Genomic DNA, 16289 nt, shown 5'->3' on the forward strand with positions numbered 1-16289 from the left:
AGGTTCACCCCGTGCGTGTACTCCTGGTTGAAGACGACGAGCCGGTAGCCCAGTCGCTCCGGCGCGGGCTGCTGCGGTACGGCTTCACGGTGGAGTGGGTGCCGACGGGTCGCGAGGCGCTGGCGGCGGCCGGCGAACCCGGCAGCACAGAACCCTACGACGTCGTGCTCCTCGACCTCGGGCTGCCCGACGTCGAGGGCCTCGACGTCTGCAGGGCACTGCGCGAGCGGAGCGCCGTGCCGATCATCGTGATCAGCGCGCGCAGCGACGAGGCCGACCGGGTGGTCGGCCTCGAGCTCGGTGCGGACGACTACGTCACCAAGCCCTTCGGCATGCGCGAGGTCATCGCCCGGATCAGGGCGGTGCTGCGCCGCGCCCAGCCGGCCGGCGCTGGTGGGGGACCCGCGCCGAGCGGCCCGGACCGGTACGGTCCCCGGCTGACCATCGACCGCCGCGCGGGCCGGGTGCACCTGGACGGCAGCCCGGTGGCGCTGACGCCCAAGGAGTACGACCTGCTTGGCTTCCTCACCGAGGAGCCGGGTGCGCTGATGTCGCGCGAGCAGATCATGGAAGCGGTCTGGGACGCCCACTGGTTCGGCCCGACCAAGACCCTCGACGTCCACGTGGCCGCGCTGCGGCGCAAGCTGGCCGGGGCGGTCGCGATCGAGGCGGTACGCGGCGTCGGATTCCGCCTGGAGATCCTCGACGCTGGGGCGCAGCCCGCATGATCCGCCGGCTGATCGTCAGCTACGTCCTGCTCGTCGCGGTCGCCCTCGCCGCGTTCACGGTCCCGGTGGCCCTGACGCTCACGAGCCAGCTCCGTGGCGACACCGACGCCTCCGTCCGGCGCGAGGCGACCACCATGGCGCTGCTGCTCGGCGCAGGGGACGACGCCTCGCGCGACGCGCTGGTGCAGATGGCCGGGGCGTACTCCGTCGAGACGGGCAGCACGGTCCAGGCGGTCGCCCTGGGGACTGGTACGGATTCGGCGACGAGCGCCGACGGCGGCGCGGTGCGCGGTCTGCCCCTGCTGGAGCCGGACGCGGCGGTCGACAGGGCCCTGCGCGAGAACGCGTCGACGACGGACTGGGGGTCCGCCACGCCTTGGGGAGCCCACCTGGTGATCACCGTCCCGGCCCGCGATCAGGCCGGTGCCGGGCCTGGCGGGGGCGACGTCGTCGGCGCCGTCCGCATCATCTTCCCGACCGAGGAGCTCACCGACCGGTTCTGGTCCATCTGGGGCTTCCGCGCGATCCTGGCCGTGGGGGTGCTGGTGATCGCCGCGGGCCTCGGCTACCTGGCCGCCCGCTGGCTGACCCGCCCGCTGCGCCAGCTCAACGCGATGGCGAGCCGGTTCAGCGACGGCGACCTCACCGCGCGCTCCCCGGTCACCGGGCCGCACGAGACGCAGACCCTCGCCCGGACCCTCAACCAGGGCGCCGAACGCCTCGACACGCTGATCGCCGCGCAGCGGGTCTTCGTCGCCGACGCGTCGCACCAGCTGCGTACGCCGCTCACCGCCCTGCGCCTGTCCCTGGACAACATCGCGGACGGCGTCGACGACCCGTACGTGACGGAGGACGTCGAACAGGCCACCGCCGAGGTGGTGCGGATGAGCCGCCTCGTCAACGGGCTGCTGGTGCTGGCCCGCGCCGAGGCCCAGGCGACCGTCGCGGAGCCGCTGCCGCTGCGCGACATCCTGGAGGAACGCCTGACGGTCTGGCAGCCGGCCGCCGACGAGCGCGGCGTCACGATCACGCTGGCCGGGCAGATGCTGGCCGGCCAGCCGGACGACCGCCTCGAGGTGCTGGCCAGCCCGGGCCACCTCGACCAGGTGCTGGACAACGTGCTGTCCAACGCCCTGGAGGTGTCCCCGGACGGCGGCAGGATCACGGTTCGGGTCGAGCCCCACCACGACGAGGTCGTGCTGGAGATCCTCGACCAGGGCCCCGGCATGTCCGACGCCGACAAGGCCCGAGCGTTCGACAGGTTCTGGCGAGGGCACGGGCTCACCGGCCGGTCCGGCTCGGGCCTCGGGCTCGCCATCGTCAAGCAGCTGGTGACCGACGACGGCGGCGCGGTGACGCTACGGGACGCGCCGGGCCCTGGCGGGCTCGGCGTCCGGATCAGTCTCCGGCCGGCATCGCCGAGGAGTGGTGGTTGACGATCAGCCACTCGCCGTCGATCTTCTCGTACACGTAGGTGTAGCGGGCCTCGACGTCGCGCACCTCGCCGGTCTCGGGGTCGGTGAGCGTGAACACGTACGTGCCGGCGTCGACGGCGGTGTTCTTGTCCAGCACGGTGACGATGGTCTCGGTCTTCTCGCCGACCGGGTCGTTCTCCTGGAAGTGCTCGAAGTAGTCGACGATCCCGTCGCGGTCGGTCCGGATCTGCTTGGACACCGTGGGCAGCAGCACGCCGTCGGGTGCGTAGCGGTCGGCCACCGCCTCGGCGTCGCCCGTGCCCAGCGCGGCGTTCCACTCGTCGAACAGGGCGGCGATCTCCTGTTCCGTCGGCGCCTTGCCGGTCTTCTTGCCGGACTGGCTCGCGGCCTCCCGGTTGTCGGCCGTGGCGATGCCCGTGATGCCAACGGTGGCGACGGCGGCGACGACAGCGGTGATCGCGACGAGGCCTGCACGCTTGCGCATTCGGCGGGGTCCGTTGAGGGATGAGGTCATCACAGCTCCAGTGCGTGGAAGTCGAGGGCCCTGATGGTGGGGCCGCTCCCGGGTTCGATCGGGAGTGGTCCCACCCTCGCGGTACGCCGGGAAGGGGCTGTGCAGCATGGATCCAGCGCTCGTACAACGTTCGGGAAAGAACGTTCGGGACGAGCGTTCAGGAGAGACCGGCGAGCTCCGCCACGGCGTCGGCCACCCGGTCCACCTCGTCCTCGGTGTTGTAGTAGTGCGGCGACAGGCGCAGGCACCAGTCGACGTCCTTGTCCCCGAAGTCGAACTGCGCGAACTCCCGGAAGCTGAGCGCCGAGTTGATGCCGCGGGCGTCCATCGCCGTCTTGAACGGCTGGGGCTGCCAGCCCGCGATCTCGAAGGTGACGAGCGCGGCCGGGTTCGGACCACGGTCGAGCACGCGTACCCCGGGGATCGGCGCGAGCCCGTCACGCAGCCGGGCGGCGAGCGCGGGCGTGCGCCGTGCGATGGCCTCGATGCCGACGTCGCGGGCGTACCGGACGGCGGCGGCGCTGCCCAGCACCGTCGCGTAGGGGAACTCCCACTCCTCGAACCGGGCCGCCGTCGCCGCGGGCTCGTAGGCGTCCGGTGCGGTCCAGCGAGCGCCGTGCATGTCGATGAAGAGCGGTTCGTGGCCCGCGCGCAGCACGCGGTCGGACACGTACAGGAACCCGGAGCCGCGCGGGCCGCGCAGGAACTTGCGGCAGGTCGCCGTCAGCAGGTCGCAGCCGATCTCCTCGACGTCGATGACGAGCTGGCCGACCGACTGGCAGGCGTCGACCAGGTAGAGGAGGTCGAGCTCGCGGCAGAGGCGGCCGATCTCGGCGACCGGGGAGACGAGCCCCGAGTTGGTGGGGACGTGGGTGACCGAGACGAGCCGGGGGCGGTGGGTGCGCATCAGCGCGGCCATCGCGTCGACGTCGACCACACCCTCCGGGGTGTTGGGCGCATGCACTATGCGCACGCCGAACCGCTTGCGCAGGGAGAGGAAGGCGATCTGGTTGGAGATGAAGTCGTCGCGGGTCGTGAGGATGACGTCGCCGGCCTCGAACGGGATCGAGGACAGGGCAGTCGCGTAGGCGTGGGTGGCGCTGCCCGCGAAGGCGATGTTGTCGGGCGAGGTGTTGATGAGGGCGGCGATCTCCGTGTAGAAGCCGCGAACCTCGGCGGCCCGGGCGGCCGAGGCCTCGTAGCCGCCGATCTGGGCCTCGAGGTTCAGGTGGTCGACCATCACCGCCGTCACGGGCCTCGCCATCAGACCGCAGCCCGCGTTGTTGAAGTGGATGACCCGGTCGGTCCCCGGTGTGTCGGCCCATCGCCGCGCTCGCCGCCGAGGGTGCAGTGGTGACCCGTCCGGGCAGCGGGACGTACGTGGCGCGCGGGCCCGGCAGCCGTGACGAGGGCGGCGCGGACACCGACTGGCAGACCGTCGCCCTCACGGACCGCACGGTCGACACCCGCCTCGTCAGCGACCCGCTCGGGCCCGTACCGGCCGGGACCATCCCCCTCGACGGCGGCTACATCCACCAGTCGCTCCAGCACACCCGGGCGCTGAGCGCCGCGCTCGCGCGGGCAGCGCGCCCTGTCGATAGCGTTCCGGGCCATCGCCGCGCCGGGCAGCCCTGTCCTGGTCGAGTCGCCCACCTACCCCCGCGCGCTCGCGGCGGCCCGCGCCGCGGGACTGCGGCCCGTGCCCGTGCCGCTCGATGCCGACGGCCTGCGGCCGGACCTGCTGGCCGACGCGTTCGCGATGACCGGCGCGCGGTTGCTCTACTGCCAGCCGACGTTCCAGAACCCGACGGGCACCGTGCTGGCGCCCGAACGGCGCCGTCAGATCCTCGACATCGCGCGCGCGTCCGGCGCGTTCGTGCTCGAGGACGACTTCGCACGGCACCTCGGGCACGGCGGCGTCGTGCCCCGGCCACTGGTCGCCGACGACCGCGACGGCACCGTCGTGCACGTCACCTCGCTCACCAAACCCGGCGCACCGAGCCTGCGCATCGGCGCGCTCGTGGCCCGCGGGCCGGTCATGGAACGCATGCGGGCAGTCCGCCTGGTCGACGACTTCTTCGTCACCCGCCCGCTCCAGGAGGCCGCGCTGGAGATACTCAGCTCCCCGTCCTGGGACCGGCACGTCCGCTCGCTCGGCACGGCGCTGCGCGCGCGGTGCGCCGTGCTGGCCGACGCCGTCCTGCTCGAGGTGCCCGGCGCGACCCTGACCGGGCTGCCCACCGGCGGGCTGCACCTCTGGGTCCGCCTGCCGTCCGGCGTGGACGACGGCGCCCTCGCCCGCGCCGCACGGCAACATGGCGTCGCGGTGAGCGCCGGCAGCCGCTACTTCGCCGCCGAGCCGACGGTGGCCCACCTGCGTATCGGCTTCGCCGCCGCGGCCGACCACGCGGAGCTGACGGAGGGGGCGCGCCGGCTGGGGGTGGCGCTCGGCGACTGAGGTGTCCCGGAACGTGTAGGCGATCGGGATTGCTTGCCGAGAGTAGACAACGTCTACTCAGAGCAACCGACCCCGATCGCATACACGTTCCCCGAGCACGGCCGGCCACCCCACGGCACGAGGGACCCGATCAGCGCCGGGTGTAGATGGCGCCGATCTTGTCGAGCTCGTTGCCCGCGCGACCGTGGAAGCCGGCGATCTGCCAGCCGGACGGGGCGGTGTACGTGGCGCAGTCGCCGGTCGAGGTGCCGCCCGCCAGGGTCCGGCCGGTGCTCGTCGTGAAGCGGGCGTAGGCGATCCGGGTGTGGTCCTCGTGCTTCGCCTGGCACAGGTGCAGGCTCACCGGGTACTCGCCCGAGGCGAGGGCCAGCGTCCCGAGGGTGCCCCCGCTACCGCCGTGCTCGACGCGGGCGCCACCGGCGAGCGTCAGGCCGATCTGGTCCACCCTGGACCCGCCGCGCACGCGCAGCTCGGTCGGCCTCGCACCGGCGGTGAGGTTGTCGACGTCGGTGAAGAAGGTGCCGTGCGGGCCGCCGAACTGGTCGCTCATCCGGAAGTCGGGGCTGAGGGACCAGTTGAGCTCGACCGCGATGGGGTAGTGGTCCGACAGGTTCTTGCCGGCGCTGTCGCGGAAGGCGGCGTGGTCGTTGCGGTACTCGACCGCGTCGAGGTTGACGTGGTTTCCACCGCGGTAGAGGACCTTGTCGACGACCTCGCAGCTCTCGTTCACCGTCGCGTCGTTGCAGACCAGCGCGGGTGCGCCCTTGTCGGGGGCGTCGCCGCCGCGGACGAGGTCGACCCACGGGTCGGTCAGGCCGTTCGCGGACGCGAGCTCGGCGATCGTGTCGTCGGCGCGGGTGTAGCGGGTGTTGGTGTCGCCGTAGACGATCACCGCGTTCCCCGCCGAGCGGGACCGGATGAACGTGGTGAGCTGCGCGAGGTTTGCGCGCCGTGCCGCCAGGTCGCCGGGCTCGACACCGGCGTCGGTGTGCAGGTTGTACAGGTCCACCCACACACCCTCGGCGAGGCGTGCCCGCATGAAGGTGAAGCCCTTCGGGGTCAGGCAGTCGCCCGATCCCGACGAGCAGTCGGCCCAGGCGACGCGCTCGAAGTCCTCGAAGGGGAGGTCCGAGAGCGTGTTGAGGCCGCTGCCGAACGGGACGCCGCCGCTCGTCGGCGTCCGGTGCGGATGACGGTCCGCCGCGTAGAGCGCGGCGTGATAGTTGAAGTCCTCCTGGACCTGGACGACGTCGTAGGGGGCCAGGCGCGAGCCGATGATCGGGGTGTTGGTCTCCGGGTCGCCGTCGCCGATCCCGAGGGGGAGTCCGGCGATGTTGTAGCTGAGGATCGAGAAGGATCCGCTCGTGACGGCTGACGGCGACGCCGGTCCGGAGGCCGACGCTGACGCCGGGGCGGCCAGGCCGATCGTGGCGACGAGCGGGATGATCGCGGCCAGTGCGGTCGTGGCGAGTGCGGTCCTGGCGAGTGCTCTGTGTGTCCGCATACGGTGCTCCAGTCTCCGAGGGTGCCAGGGTGAAATCTGGCATACCCGCACAGCCTGACCCATATACATGACTTCGTCACTACTTGTGGCTTACGTGACCATTGCCCGCAAGTGACGGACCGGCGGGTCTCGACGAGATCGCGACGGGTATCGAGGCCGGCCCAGTGCTGGGCCGGCCTCGATACGCGACGGCACCTCGGCTACGCCGTCGCCGTGTCGCGCACCAGCGCGGTGTCGACGAACTGCTCGAAGCGCACGATGAGCCCGCCCCGCACGACGAAGTGGTGGGTGACGCGGACGTTCAGGTCCTTGCCCGTGCCCCGGTGCGTGGCGGTGTAGCGCGCGAGCACCACCACGTTCTCGCCGTCGACCACGTAGCTGTCGTCGTGGGCCGCCCAGCCCTCCCACTCCTGGCCGAGCTTCGTCATGACGTTCGCCGTGACGCCCTCGGGGGTGCGGTAGGTGCCGGCCAGGGGGAACCCGGCCATCTCGGTCCACTCGACGTCGGGCGCCATGGTGGCGCGGAGCGCCTCGAGGTCACCTGCCGCCGAGGCCAGGTACTGCCGGCGGACGACGTCGCGGGGTGCCGCCGACGTCTCGAACGCCGTAGTGCTCGCGCGGTCCGTGCTGATGGTCAGCCCCATGTCATCTCGCCCTTCGCGACCTTCGGCCCGAGCTGGGCAGCGATCAGCATCCCCGAGGCGGGGTAGGCCTCGACCAGGGCGGCCGTCGTCGCCGCGCCGTCGGCAGAGGCGTCGAGGATGCGCTCGAAGTCGCGCAGGTAGGTGCGGGTGTAGTCGATGGCGCTCGCGTCGTTGGCCGTGTCGGGCAGGCGGTGCCCGGCGACGACGAGCTCGGGGTCGAGCGCCTGCATCTGGTCGAGCAGCTCGATCCAGGCGGCGCGCTGCTCCGGCGTGGCGGTGTCGGCGACCCAGACGTGCTCCTGCTGGAAGAGGAGCACGCCGCCGATGATCGCGCGGTGCTCCGCGTTCCAGAGGTAGTGGCGGTCGGGCAGGACGGCGGAGCCGCCGCGGAGCTCGAAGCGGGAGCCGTCGACGTCGATGAAGTCGTCGGTGAGCGGCTCGATCTTCGCGAGCCGCGTCGGCAGGTTCGCGCCGAGGGCCGCCCAGGCCTTCAGCTTGCCCTCGTACGAGGCGTCGATGTGCTCGATGACGATCGGTGTGGCGACGATCCGCGCGTCGGGGAAGGCGTCGGCGATGACCTCGAGGCCGAAGTAGAAGTCGGGGTCGGCGTGGCTGACGAACACTGTGCCCAGGGTCTTGCCGGAGTCGAGGACGGCGGCGGCGAGCCGGAGCCCGTCGGCGCGCGTGAAGCCGGCGTCGACCAGCAGGGCCTCGTTCTCGCCGGTGACGAGCACCGCGGACTTGTTCTTCGAACCGGCGGGGAAGTCGAGGTCGAATACCTCGAAGGACAGCGACATGGTGTGTTCCTTACCTCGGGACGCCTGGTGGCGGGTGGTGCGGTGTGGTGGCCGCGTACAGACGGAACAAAGGCTGACTGGTCAGCTATTCCCGAGGGGCTGCGGCGCGCTCAGGGCATGACGGGCAGCTGCTGCTCCGCGTTCTTGCTCAGGGTGCGGATGGCGACGGCGAAGACCTCCGCCTGGTCCTCGGGCAGCACGTCCACCAGGTACTGCTCGATGTTGCGCGCGTGGACGGCGCTCGCCCGGAGCAGGAGCTCCTCGCCGGCGGGGGTCAGACGGATGAGCTGGACACGTCCGTCGTCGGGGGACGGCCGGCGCTCGATCAGCCCCTGGTCGGCGGCCCGCTGGACCAGGCGCGTCGCGCCGCCCGAGGTGAGGACCCGCGCCTGGGCGATGTCCCGCACCGGCACACCGTCGGGACCGGCGCGACCCACGACGAGCAGCAGCTCGAACAGCGTGTGGCTCAGGCCGGTCTGCTCCTCGAGCGCCCGGCCCAGGATGTAGTCGAGCCGGTTCGCGGCGCCGAGGAGCCGGCCGAAGACCAGGATCCGGGGGTCGTACGCGGCCTCGCGGGGGGACGAGAACTCAGGCGTCGGGCTCATCGGCCCAGCGTAGGTGAGACGCGCTGTCGTCTCGGCCCGGACCGATCGCCCCTACGGGGTCGCGCTCAAGCAGCGGTGCGACGTGCCCCGTGCCGAACTGCCGCGACAGCGCCCCGCGCAGGCGCTCCCGCCCGCTGAGGCGGCCGACTCGGTCCGGCCGGCCCGGCACCGCCGGAACCGCTGCCACGGACAGCAGCGCACGCTCGTCCTCGCTCGCCGGCTGGTGGATCTCGGCGTAGCCACCGTTCGGCATCCGGACGATGCGGCCCGTCTCGTGGCCGTGCAGCGCGATCTCGCGGTCCGTGCGCTGCAGCCCGATGCAGATGCGCCGGGTCACCTCGAACGCCAGCGGCGGACCCGCGAGCAGCGCGACCTGCAGCGTCGTGATGATCGTCTCGAACGGCACGCCGAACTCCGTGGAGAGGATGTCGGCGCTCGCCGCGCCCCACAGGATCCCGTAGAACAGCGCGCCGGCGACGCCGACCCCGGTGCGGAACGGGACGTTTCGCGGCCGGTCGAGCACGTGGTGCGGCTCCCTGTCCCGGTCGACCCACGCCTCGAGGTACGGGTAGACGATCAGGAGCGCGAAGTAGCCGCCGATCACGACGAGGGGCACCAGGGTGGCGAAGGTGATGGTCCAGCCCATCCACTCGGTCTCCCAGCCGACGGGGACGAGCCGCAGCGCGCCGTCGAGGAAGCCCATGTACCAGTCGGGCTGGCTCCCGGCGCCGACCTCGCCCACGGACGCGGGCCCGTAGGACCAGACGGGGCTGATCGTCGAGGTCGCTCCGAGCAGCACCAGCACCGCGCTCGTCATCCCGGTCATCCCGGCGGCCCGGAGGGCGGCGTCGGGCCAGAGGCGCAGGCCGAGCGACGGGGTCGGCGTCGGCCGCGGGTGTGCTGCCTGCCCGTGCCGCAGGCTGAGCACCCCGCGCACCGCCATGACGAGCACGAGCAGCCCTGGCGCGATGATCGTGTGCACCGGGTACAGGTTCTCGATGATCTGGCCCGGGAACGGCCCGCCGAACATCCAGCCGGCCACCCAGGTGCCGACGAACGGGATGCTGAGCACCACACCCTCGACGATGCGCAGGCCGGTGCCCGACAGCATGTCGTCCGGCAGCGCGTACCCGCTCCACCCGGCGGCGAGCACCAGGATGAAGGCCACGACCAGCAGCACCCAGCTCAGCTGCCGCGGACGGCGGAACCCGCCGCTGAAGAACGTGACCAGGAGCTGCATGATCATCGACGCCGGCATGACGAGCGCGGCCCAGTGGTGCGTCTGGCGGACCAGGAGGCCACCGGTCTGCTCGAAGGAGATGCGCATGGTCGAGGCGAAGGCCTCCGTGACCGTCGCGCCCTGCAGCGGCCCGTACGGCCCTGCGTAGGTGACGAGTTCGTTCGACGGCGTGTACCAGGTCGCCAGCAGCACCCCGGTGACCGCGAGGACGAGCAGGCAGGCGAACGTCACGACGCCGAAGAGATTCGACCAGCGCAGGTACACCCGGCGCCGGCCCAGGTCGGTGACGAACGCGCGGACGGCGGCGCCTGCGCGGGGTCCGCGCCCGACCGGGTCAGCCGGCATCGCGCACCACGCTCAGCTCGGGCCGCGCGAGGTCCGCCCGGGTGCCGTCGATCCCCGCGAACGGGTCGCCGCCCGCCAGGAAGGCGGCCCGCGGCCGCTGCACGGTGGCGAGGGGGATGATGTCGCGTCCGAAGAACACCGCCGAGACCCACACGAGCAGCACGCGTACCTTGCGCTCCCAGGTCGGGACGGCCAGGACGTGGTAGCCGCGGTGCATGAGCCAGGCCGGGAAGCCCTTGATGACCAGACGGCGGTACTGGAAGATCCCCTGCCCGATGCCGAGGGTGGCCACCACCCCGAGGCTGTGGTGGAGGTACTGCCGTGGCTGCTTGCCACGCAGGTCGGCGACGAGGTTGGCCGCCAGCAGCTTGCCCTGGCGTACCGCGTGCTGGGCGTTGGGGACCGTCCGTGCGCCGGGGACGGGGGAGGCGAGGTCGGGAACCGCTGCGTTGTCGCCAGCGGCCCACGCGTGGGGCACGGTCGCATCGGAGGTGCTGGGGTCGCTGCTGACGCGGAGGTCGGCCCGGACGCGGACCAGCCCGCGCTCGTCGACCGGCAGGTCGGTGTTCCGCGCGACGACGGGGTTGCTGCCGTTGCCCGCGGCCCAGATCAGGAGGCCGTTGCCGTACGACTCGCCGGTGGACAGCAGGATCCGGCCGTCCGTGGCCGAGACGACCTGGGTGCCCAGGTGGATGCGCGCGCCCCGGCGCTCGAGGTGCTCCACCACCCAGCGGCCGGGCTCGTCCGTGACCTCGGGCAGGATGCGCTTGTTGGCGTCGACGAGGTGGAAGGCGAGGTCGTCGCGGCCGAGCTCCGGGTAGGAGCGCAGCAGGCCCGTCGCCAGGGACAGCAGCTCGCCGAACACCTCGACCCCCGTGAACCCGCCGCCGACGACGGTCACCGTCAGGAGCCGCCGACGCTCGTTGCCCGGCGGGAGTAGGGCCGCGCGGTCGAAGGCGGTGAGGAGCTGGTCGCGGATCGCGACGGCTTCCTCGACGTGCTTGAGGCCGATCGCCTCGTCCGCGATCCCCGGGACCGGGAACGTGCGGGTCACGGCGCCGGCGGTCACGACGATCGTGTCGTACCCGATCTCGCGCAGCGCCCCGTCGTTGGTCCGGACCGTCGCTGTGCGGTGCGCGTGGTCGATGGACGTCGTGTGGCCGGCGATGATCGTGGTGCGGCGCAGGTGCCCGCGCAGCGACACCATGACGTGCCGTGCCTCGATGGAACCGGCCGTGACCTCGGGCAGGAACGGCTGGTAGGTCATGTAACCGTGCGGGTCGACGAGGGTGACCTCGGCCTCGCCCCGGCGGAGCTGCTTCTCCAGTCCCCACGCGGTGTAGAAGCCGGCGTAGCCACCGCCGACGATCAGGATCTTCTCCGGTGTCTTTCCCGAGATGCTTCCCATCACAACCTCCTGGTGGTCTTACCTGATCGACAACGCAGCGCGAGCGGATGTGACGTGGTGGTGGTCACACCGGCTTCCGGGGCAACGCTTGTGCTCGGTCGAGCGTCATCTTGGACAGGACGCGGCCTTGCGACCCGCGAACCCGCACCACGTGACGCAGCACGCGCCGCCGGGCGCCTTCGACCCCGGTGTCAGCAGACCCCGGTACCAGCCGGGCCCCCAGAAGAGGACTCACGATGAAGAAGGTCCTGCCGGCGGCAGTGTTCCTGGCCGCCACCCTGCTGCTCACAGGAGCCGCACCCACAGGAGCAGCACCGACGGCGGCGGGGATACCCGTACGCCAGGAGGCGGCCGCCGACAGCCTGGTGATCTACCCCGTGTACGGCGAGCTCGCCGTGTACTCGGACAGCGGCCGCCGCGGCGGGATCGGCATACGCGGCAGCTTCGCGGTCACGGCGCCGCCCGAGGGAACCGTGGCCTACCAGTACGCGGTGGTGCCAGGGACCGATCGCCCGGCCGAGTTCCCGGCGGAGTTCGAGACGGTCGACGCCGCGCCGTACACGCTGATCCCCGTCGTCCCGGAGGTCCCGGGCTGGCAGCAGATGCTCGTGCGCCCGGTGGCCGCCGACGGCACTCCCGGGAGCTACGTCCGCCAGGCGTACGACGTCGCCCGGCCGGGGCAGTCGCCGTCCAGGCCCGCGCGGGTCGCTGAGGTGGACCTGCTGCCGATCGACCTGAGGGATCCGGGCGACGCGACGGCAAAGCTCCGGGTCCGCATGAGCGGCGAGCTGTTCTCGGACGACGAGCCCAGCGCGGCCCCCAGGGGAGAGGTGGCGGTGCGCCGGGGCGGCGTCGAGCTCGGCCGGTCAGACGTGCTGGCCTGGTCGGTCGCGGTGGAGGTACCCGAGGACTCGCTCGGCACGGGCAGCACGGCGGTCGAGCTGGACTACTACCCCTATCCCGGTGCCGGCCCGATCACGGTGACAGGAACGGTCTGCCTGCACGAATGCCAGTTCGAAGAGGCCTGGTCCCGGATCTACGGCGGGCCGGTCCTCGAGGCGCGGGTGGCCGCGTGGCCGAGGCACACCAGCCTCACGGACATCCAGTGGTTCCGCGACGGCCGGCGGATCTCCGGTGAGGCCGGAAAGTACCTCGTGACGGGCCCGCCAGACGTGGGCCACGAGTTCACGGTGCGGACGACGGTGGGTCACCCGCGCATGGTGCCCGTGACGATCGACTCGCCCGTTCTTGTCCCGACGCGCGTTCCCGTCGCCGGCGTCCGGTACTTCGTCAAGGGGACGAACGTCGCCTGGAGCGACGGCGACGGGGAGCGGTGGCAGGTCGAGAACGGGGAGGTCTCGGGTACCACCGACCCGCCCCGCCGCAACGAGTCCGTGACGATCGAGGGCCAGGGCGACTACTTCCTCTTCGACGGGTACTCCGCGCACGTCCCGGGCGAGGGCTGGATCGAGAACGAGTGGAACTCGGACCTCGCGGGCGGGCAGGGCGCCATGTCGGCGGGCACCTACCAGAGGAACCTCGACCTCGACGCCTACCGGGTGTCGATGATCCCGAAGCAGAACAAGTGGTACGACGTGTACTACCGGTCGTACGTGGCGCCGTTCGGCTGGATGGGCTGGTCCACGAGCGCCCTGCCGTCGGGCACCGTCGGCTACGGGTTCGACGTCAGCGCCATCCAGATGGTCCTCCGGGAGAAGGGCGAGGCCGGTCCGAAGCCGTCGTTCGGGATGCGTCCCGCCTACCTGGACCAGGCGGACCAGAACCAGATCTGGTCCAACGCCTACTCGCGCGATGCCGGATGGAGCGGCGGGAAGCCGGGCGGCTACACGGCGGGCAGCACCTCCGGGGCGCTCGAGGGTGTGCGGTTCAGCGTCACCCCGACGCAGGGCGAGGGCGGCGTCAGCTACCGCGCCCTGGTCCACGGGAGGGACTGGACCGACTGGACCGACACCGGCACGGCCGGTGCCCCGAACGCGGGCCTGATCGAGGCGTACCAGGTGCGGCTGACCGGTGAGATCGCCGAGCGGTACGACGTGTACGCACGCAGCTACGTGGGTGGCTGGGGCTGGCTGGGCTGGGCCAAGAACGGCACGGCGTCGGGCAGCAGCGGCTACGACCGCGCACTGCGGGCGACCCAGGTGATCCTCGTGCCCAAGGGCCAGGCCTGGCCGACCGGTTCGGGACTGCCGCGGAGCTACGTGCGCTGAGCGGCTGTGACGCCCGCCGGGTCGAACGGGATCCCGGCGGGCTTCATCCGCTCCAGCCAGTACGTGAAGTCGCCGTCGTCGATCTTGATGGTCGCCCCGCCGAAGTCGGCGGTCATGAGGCGGTCCCGCAGCGATGTGCTGGGCCAGCCGTCCCAGCCCACGAGCGGCGGGTAGCGCCAGCTGCCGTAGTGGTTCTCGGGCGGGTCGTCGTTGCCGTTCGCCAGCCGGAACAGGTGGGTGCTCGGGCCGTCCTTGTGGAAGACGATCTTGGGGTGCGACCCCTCGAACCGGACCTGCGACCGCGGATAGGTGGCCGACCCGCTGTGCTCGGTGATCGAGACGTGCTCGACCTGGTTCGACCCCTGGTTCACCCACACGACGACGTGCTCCCAGTCGTGCTTGTGGCTCCCGACGGCGATCGGGCCGTCCATCGTCTGGTCCTTCTCGAAGTAGCTCGCGTACATCACCGCGCACCAGCCGTTGTTGCACTTCTCGCGCGAGTAGGTCTGCGAGTTGTCCAGGTCCGACCGGTCGCGGCAGTTCCCGTTGACCGCCCCGCCGATGTTCAGGCCGGGCGCGATGGTGCCGTCGGGGCCGATGGCGGGCGTCGCGTAGCAGCCGTCGCCGTCGTAGTCGTAGGCGGGGGAGAAGGCCTGCTCGATCCCCGTGGCGTTCTGCGGGAGGTTGGGCGGCGGCGCGGCGTGCGCCACGGACGCCGGGGCGGCCAGTGCGAGCACCGTGATCGCGAGCGTGGCGGCGAGGCGCGCTGGGAGGGGGCGGTCCATGACTGGCCTTTCGTCGGTCCTGACCGGGTGTGACGACGGCGGGGTGAAAATTGCGACAGGTGGATGCTATGGGCGGGTCAAGAAGTGGGCAATGAGGGCGATCACGTATGCAGGTGGAGCACCTGCCGCACTACCTTGAGGCATGACCAGCGCGACTCCGCCCGCTCCGGACGGGCCAGATCCTGCCGGACTTGACCATGGCCTCGGCGCCACCCTGACTCCCGGCTTCCGGGGACGGGCGCGTCCCGAAGGCGTGACCCTGCCTCCCGGGCAGTACGCGGAGGAGGGCTTCCCCGTGCTCTCCGCGGGCCCCACGCCCAACGTGAGCACCGCGACCTGGAGCTTCACCGTCACCAACGAGGCGGGCGCCACGAAGTCCTGGACCTGGGCCGAGCTGATGGCGCTGCCCCAGGACACGCCGACCGTCGACATCCACTGCGTCACGCGCTGGTCCAAGTTCGGCACCCGCTGGCGCGGGGTCTCGCTCGACGTGCTGCTCGCCGAGGTCGAGTCCACCGCCGACTTCGCGATGGTCGGCTCCTACGGCGGCTACACCACCAACCTTCCGGTGGCAGACCTCCTGGGCGGCAAGGCGTGGATCGCGCACACCTTCGACGGCAAGCCGCTGCACCCCGAGCACGGTGGCCCCGCCCGGCTGCTGGTGCCGCACCTGTACTTCTGGAAGTCGGCCAAGTGGGTGCGCTCGCTCAACCTCATGCCGATGGACCGCCCCGGTTTCTGGGAGAAGCTCGGCTACCACGACCTCGGCGACCCGTGGCGCGAGCAGCGGTACCAGGGTGACTGAGGTTCGGCCCGCTGGTTCGCGGCTCGGTGACAGGTACGCAGTCCCCTCGGGCTGGCAGGTCGCGACCCTTGTCGAACGTCGGGCCGAGAGCCCGACCGCGGTGACGCTCGTGCTCGATGTTCCGGGCTGGCCAGGACACCTTGCCGGTCAGCACCTGGACCTGCGCCTCACCGCACCCGACGGGTACACGGCGGAACGGTCGTACTCCCTCGCGAGCGGGCCGACGGCGGTCGGCGACGGCCGCGTCGAGGTCACCGTCCAGCGGGTCCGGGACGGCGAGGTCTCCCCGTACCTCGTCGACCAGTTCCCGCCCGGTTCGGCGATCGAGGTGCGGGGTCCCATCGGTGGCTGGTTCGTCTGGGACCCCGTGTCCGACGCCGGTACGCCGGTCCTGCTCCTGGCCGGCGGATCGGGCCTGGTCCCGGTGATGGCCATGGTCCGGGCACGTCGTCAGGCCGGTGACCGTACGCCGTTCCGGCTGATCTACTCGGTACGCACGCCCGAGGACCGGCTGTACACGCAGGAGCTGGAGCAGCTTGCCGCCCATAGCGACGGCTTCGAGGCCACCACCATCTTCACCAGGGCGGTCTCGCTCACCGCGCTGCGCGGTCCGCGACGCCTCACCGACTCCGAGCTGGCTTCGTGGGGCTGGCCGGCCGGGCTGGAACCGCGCGTGTACGTCTGCGGCCCGACGGGGTTCGTCGAGGCCGTCTCGCGCATGATCGTGGCCCAGGGCCACGACCCGGCCCGCGTCCGGACCGAGCGGTTCGGCCCGGCGGCGGACTGAGCGCA

At 71.8% G+C, this 16289-nt stretch carries 15 protein-coding genes; 6 read left to right on the forward strand and 9 right to left on the reverse strand.

All coding sequences use genetic code 11. The features are described 5' to 3' along the window. Positions 1-11: 11 nt before the first annotated feature. On the forward strand, positions 12-728 hold the full coding sequence (locus AB0F70_RS13965) for a response regulator transcription factor (RefSeq protein ID WP_357448892.1): 717 nt from the start codon (positions 12-14) through the stop codon (positions 726-728). Next, on the forward strand, positions 725-2164 hold the full coding sequence (locus tag AB0F70_RS13970; protein ID WP_357448894.1) for a HAMP domain-containing sensor histidine kinase: 1440 nt from the start codon (positions 725-727) through the stop codon (positions 2162-2164). The genes AB0F70_RS13965 and AB0F70_RS13970 overlap by 4 nt, the downstream gene beginning before the upstream one ends. On the opposite strand, the gene AB0F70_RS13975 is transcribed toward AB0F70_RS13970, so the two are convergent. Beyond that, entirely contained in the window at positions 2127-2678 is a 552-nt protein-coding gene (locus AB0F70_RS13975; RefSeq protein WP_357448896.1) for an SgcJ/EcaC family oxidoreductase, read from the reverse strand. The two genes, AB0F70_RS13970 and AB0F70_RS13975, sit on opposite strands and share 38 nt — an antisense overlap. Positions 2679-2835: 157 nt before the next feature. Next, positions 2836-3942: an aminotransferase class V-fold PLP-dependent enzyme gene (locus AB0F70_RS13980; protein ID WP_357448898.1), complete on the reverse strand. Its 1107-nt coding sequence runs from the start codon at positions 3940-3942 to the stop codon at positions 2836-2838. Between the two features lie 333 nt (positions 3943-4275). On the opposite strand from AB0F70_RS13980, the gene AB0F70_RS13985 reads away from it, so the two are divergent. Further along, a complete protein-coding gene (locus tag AB0F70_RS13985) occupies positions 4276-5136 on the forward strand; it encodes a PLP-dependent aminotransferase family protein (protein WP_357448968.1) in 861 nt (286 codons plus the stop codon). A 130-nt stretch (positions 5137-5266) separates the two neighbouring features. Here the strand turns inward: AB0F70_RS13985 and AB0F70_RS13990 are convergent, their stop codons facing one another. The 6 genes from AB0F70_RS13990 to AB0F70_RS14015 all read right to left on the reverse strand — a co-directional run bounded on the left by AB0F70_RS13990 (position 5267) and on the right by AB0F70_RS14015 (position 11679). Then, positions 5267-6640: a jacalin-like lectin gene (locus tag AB0F70_RS13990; RefSeq protein ID WP_357448900.1), complete on the reverse strand. Its 1374-nt coding sequence runs from the start codon at positions 6638-6640 to the stop codon at positions 5267-5269. 200 nt (positions 6641-6840) lie between these two features. Next, positions 6841-7284 (reverse strand): nuclear transport factor 2 family protein, encoded by a 444-nt coding sequence (locus AB0F70_RS13995; protein ID WP_357448902.1) that lies wholly within the window; start codon positions 7282-7284, stop codon positions 6841-6843. After that, positions 7275-8081, reverse strand: coding sequence for an MBL fold metallo-hydrolase (locus AB0F70_RS14000; protein WP_357448905.1), 807 nt, complete (start codon positions 8079-8081; stop codon positions 7275-7277). Before AB0F70_RS14000 ends, AB0F70_RS13995 begins: the two co-directional genes overlap by 10 nt. Positions 8082-8191: 110 nt before the next feature. Further along, complete coding sequence (locus tag AB0F70_RS14005; protein ID WP_357448907.1) at positions 8192-8686, reverse strand: MarR family winged helix-turn-helix transcriptional regulator; 495 nt, start codon at positions 8684-8686, stop codon at positions 8192-8194. Beyond that, positions 8670-10271: a cytochrome b N-terminal domain-containing protein gene (locus AB0F70_RS14010; RefSeq protein WP_357448909.1), complete on the reverse strand. Its 1602-nt coding sequence runs from the start codon at positions 10269-10271 to the stop codon at positions 8670-8672. The genes AB0F70_RS14005 and AB0F70_RS14010 overlap by 17 nt, the downstream gene beginning before the upstream one ends. Beyond that, complete coding sequence (locus tag AB0F70_RS14015) at positions 10261-11679, reverse strand: FAD-dependent oxidoreductase (RefSeq protein WP_357448911.1); 1419 nt, start codon at positions 11677-11679, stop codon at positions 10261-10263. Before AB0F70_RS14015 ends, AB0F70_RS14010 begins: the two co-directional genes overlap by 11 nt. A gap of 236 nt (positions 11680-11915) precedes the next feature. On the opposite strand from AB0F70_RS14015, the gene AB0F70_RS14020 reads away from it, so the two are divergent. Continuing rightward, complete coding sequence (locus tag AB0F70_RS14020) at positions 11916-13907, forward strand: hypothetical protein (protein ID WP_357448913.1); 1992 nt, start codon at positions 11916-11918, stop codon at positions 13905-13907. On the opposite strand, the gene AB0F70_RS14025 is transcribed toward AB0F70_RS14020, so the two are convergent. Continuing rightward, positions 13895-14692, reverse strand: a complete 798-nt coding sequence (locus tag AB0F70_RS14025; protein WP_357448915.1) for an NPP1 family protein — start codon at positions 14690-14692, stop codon at positions 13895-13897. The two genes, AB0F70_RS14020 and AB0F70_RS14025, sit on opposite strands and share 13 nt — an antisense overlap. Positions 14693-14834: 142 nt before the next feature. Here AB0F70_RS14025 and AB0F70_RS14030 point away from each other — a divergent pair, with 142 nt between their 5' ends. Continuing rightward, positions 14835-15497: a sulfite oxidase-like oxidoreductase gene (locus AB0F70_RS14030; protein ID WP_357448917.1), complete on the forward strand. Its 663-nt coding sequence runs from the start codon at positions 14835-14837 to the stop codon at positions 15495-15497. Beyond that, on the forward strand, positions 15490-16284 hold the full coding sequence (locus AB0F70_RS14035) for a ferredoxin reductase (protein WP_357448919.1): 795 nt from the start codon (positions 15490-15492) through the stop codon (positions 16282-16284). The genes AB0F70_RS14030 and AB0F70_RS14035 overlap by 8 nt, the downstream gene beginning before the upstream one ends. The last annotated feature ends 5 nt before the right edge of the window (positions 16285-16289 follow it).

Source organism: Promicromonospora sp. NPDC023805, from assembly GCF_040639635.1.
Taxonomy (GTDB): domain Bacteria; phylum Actinomycetota; class Actinomycetes; order Actinomycetales; family Cellulomonadaceae; genus Promicromonospora.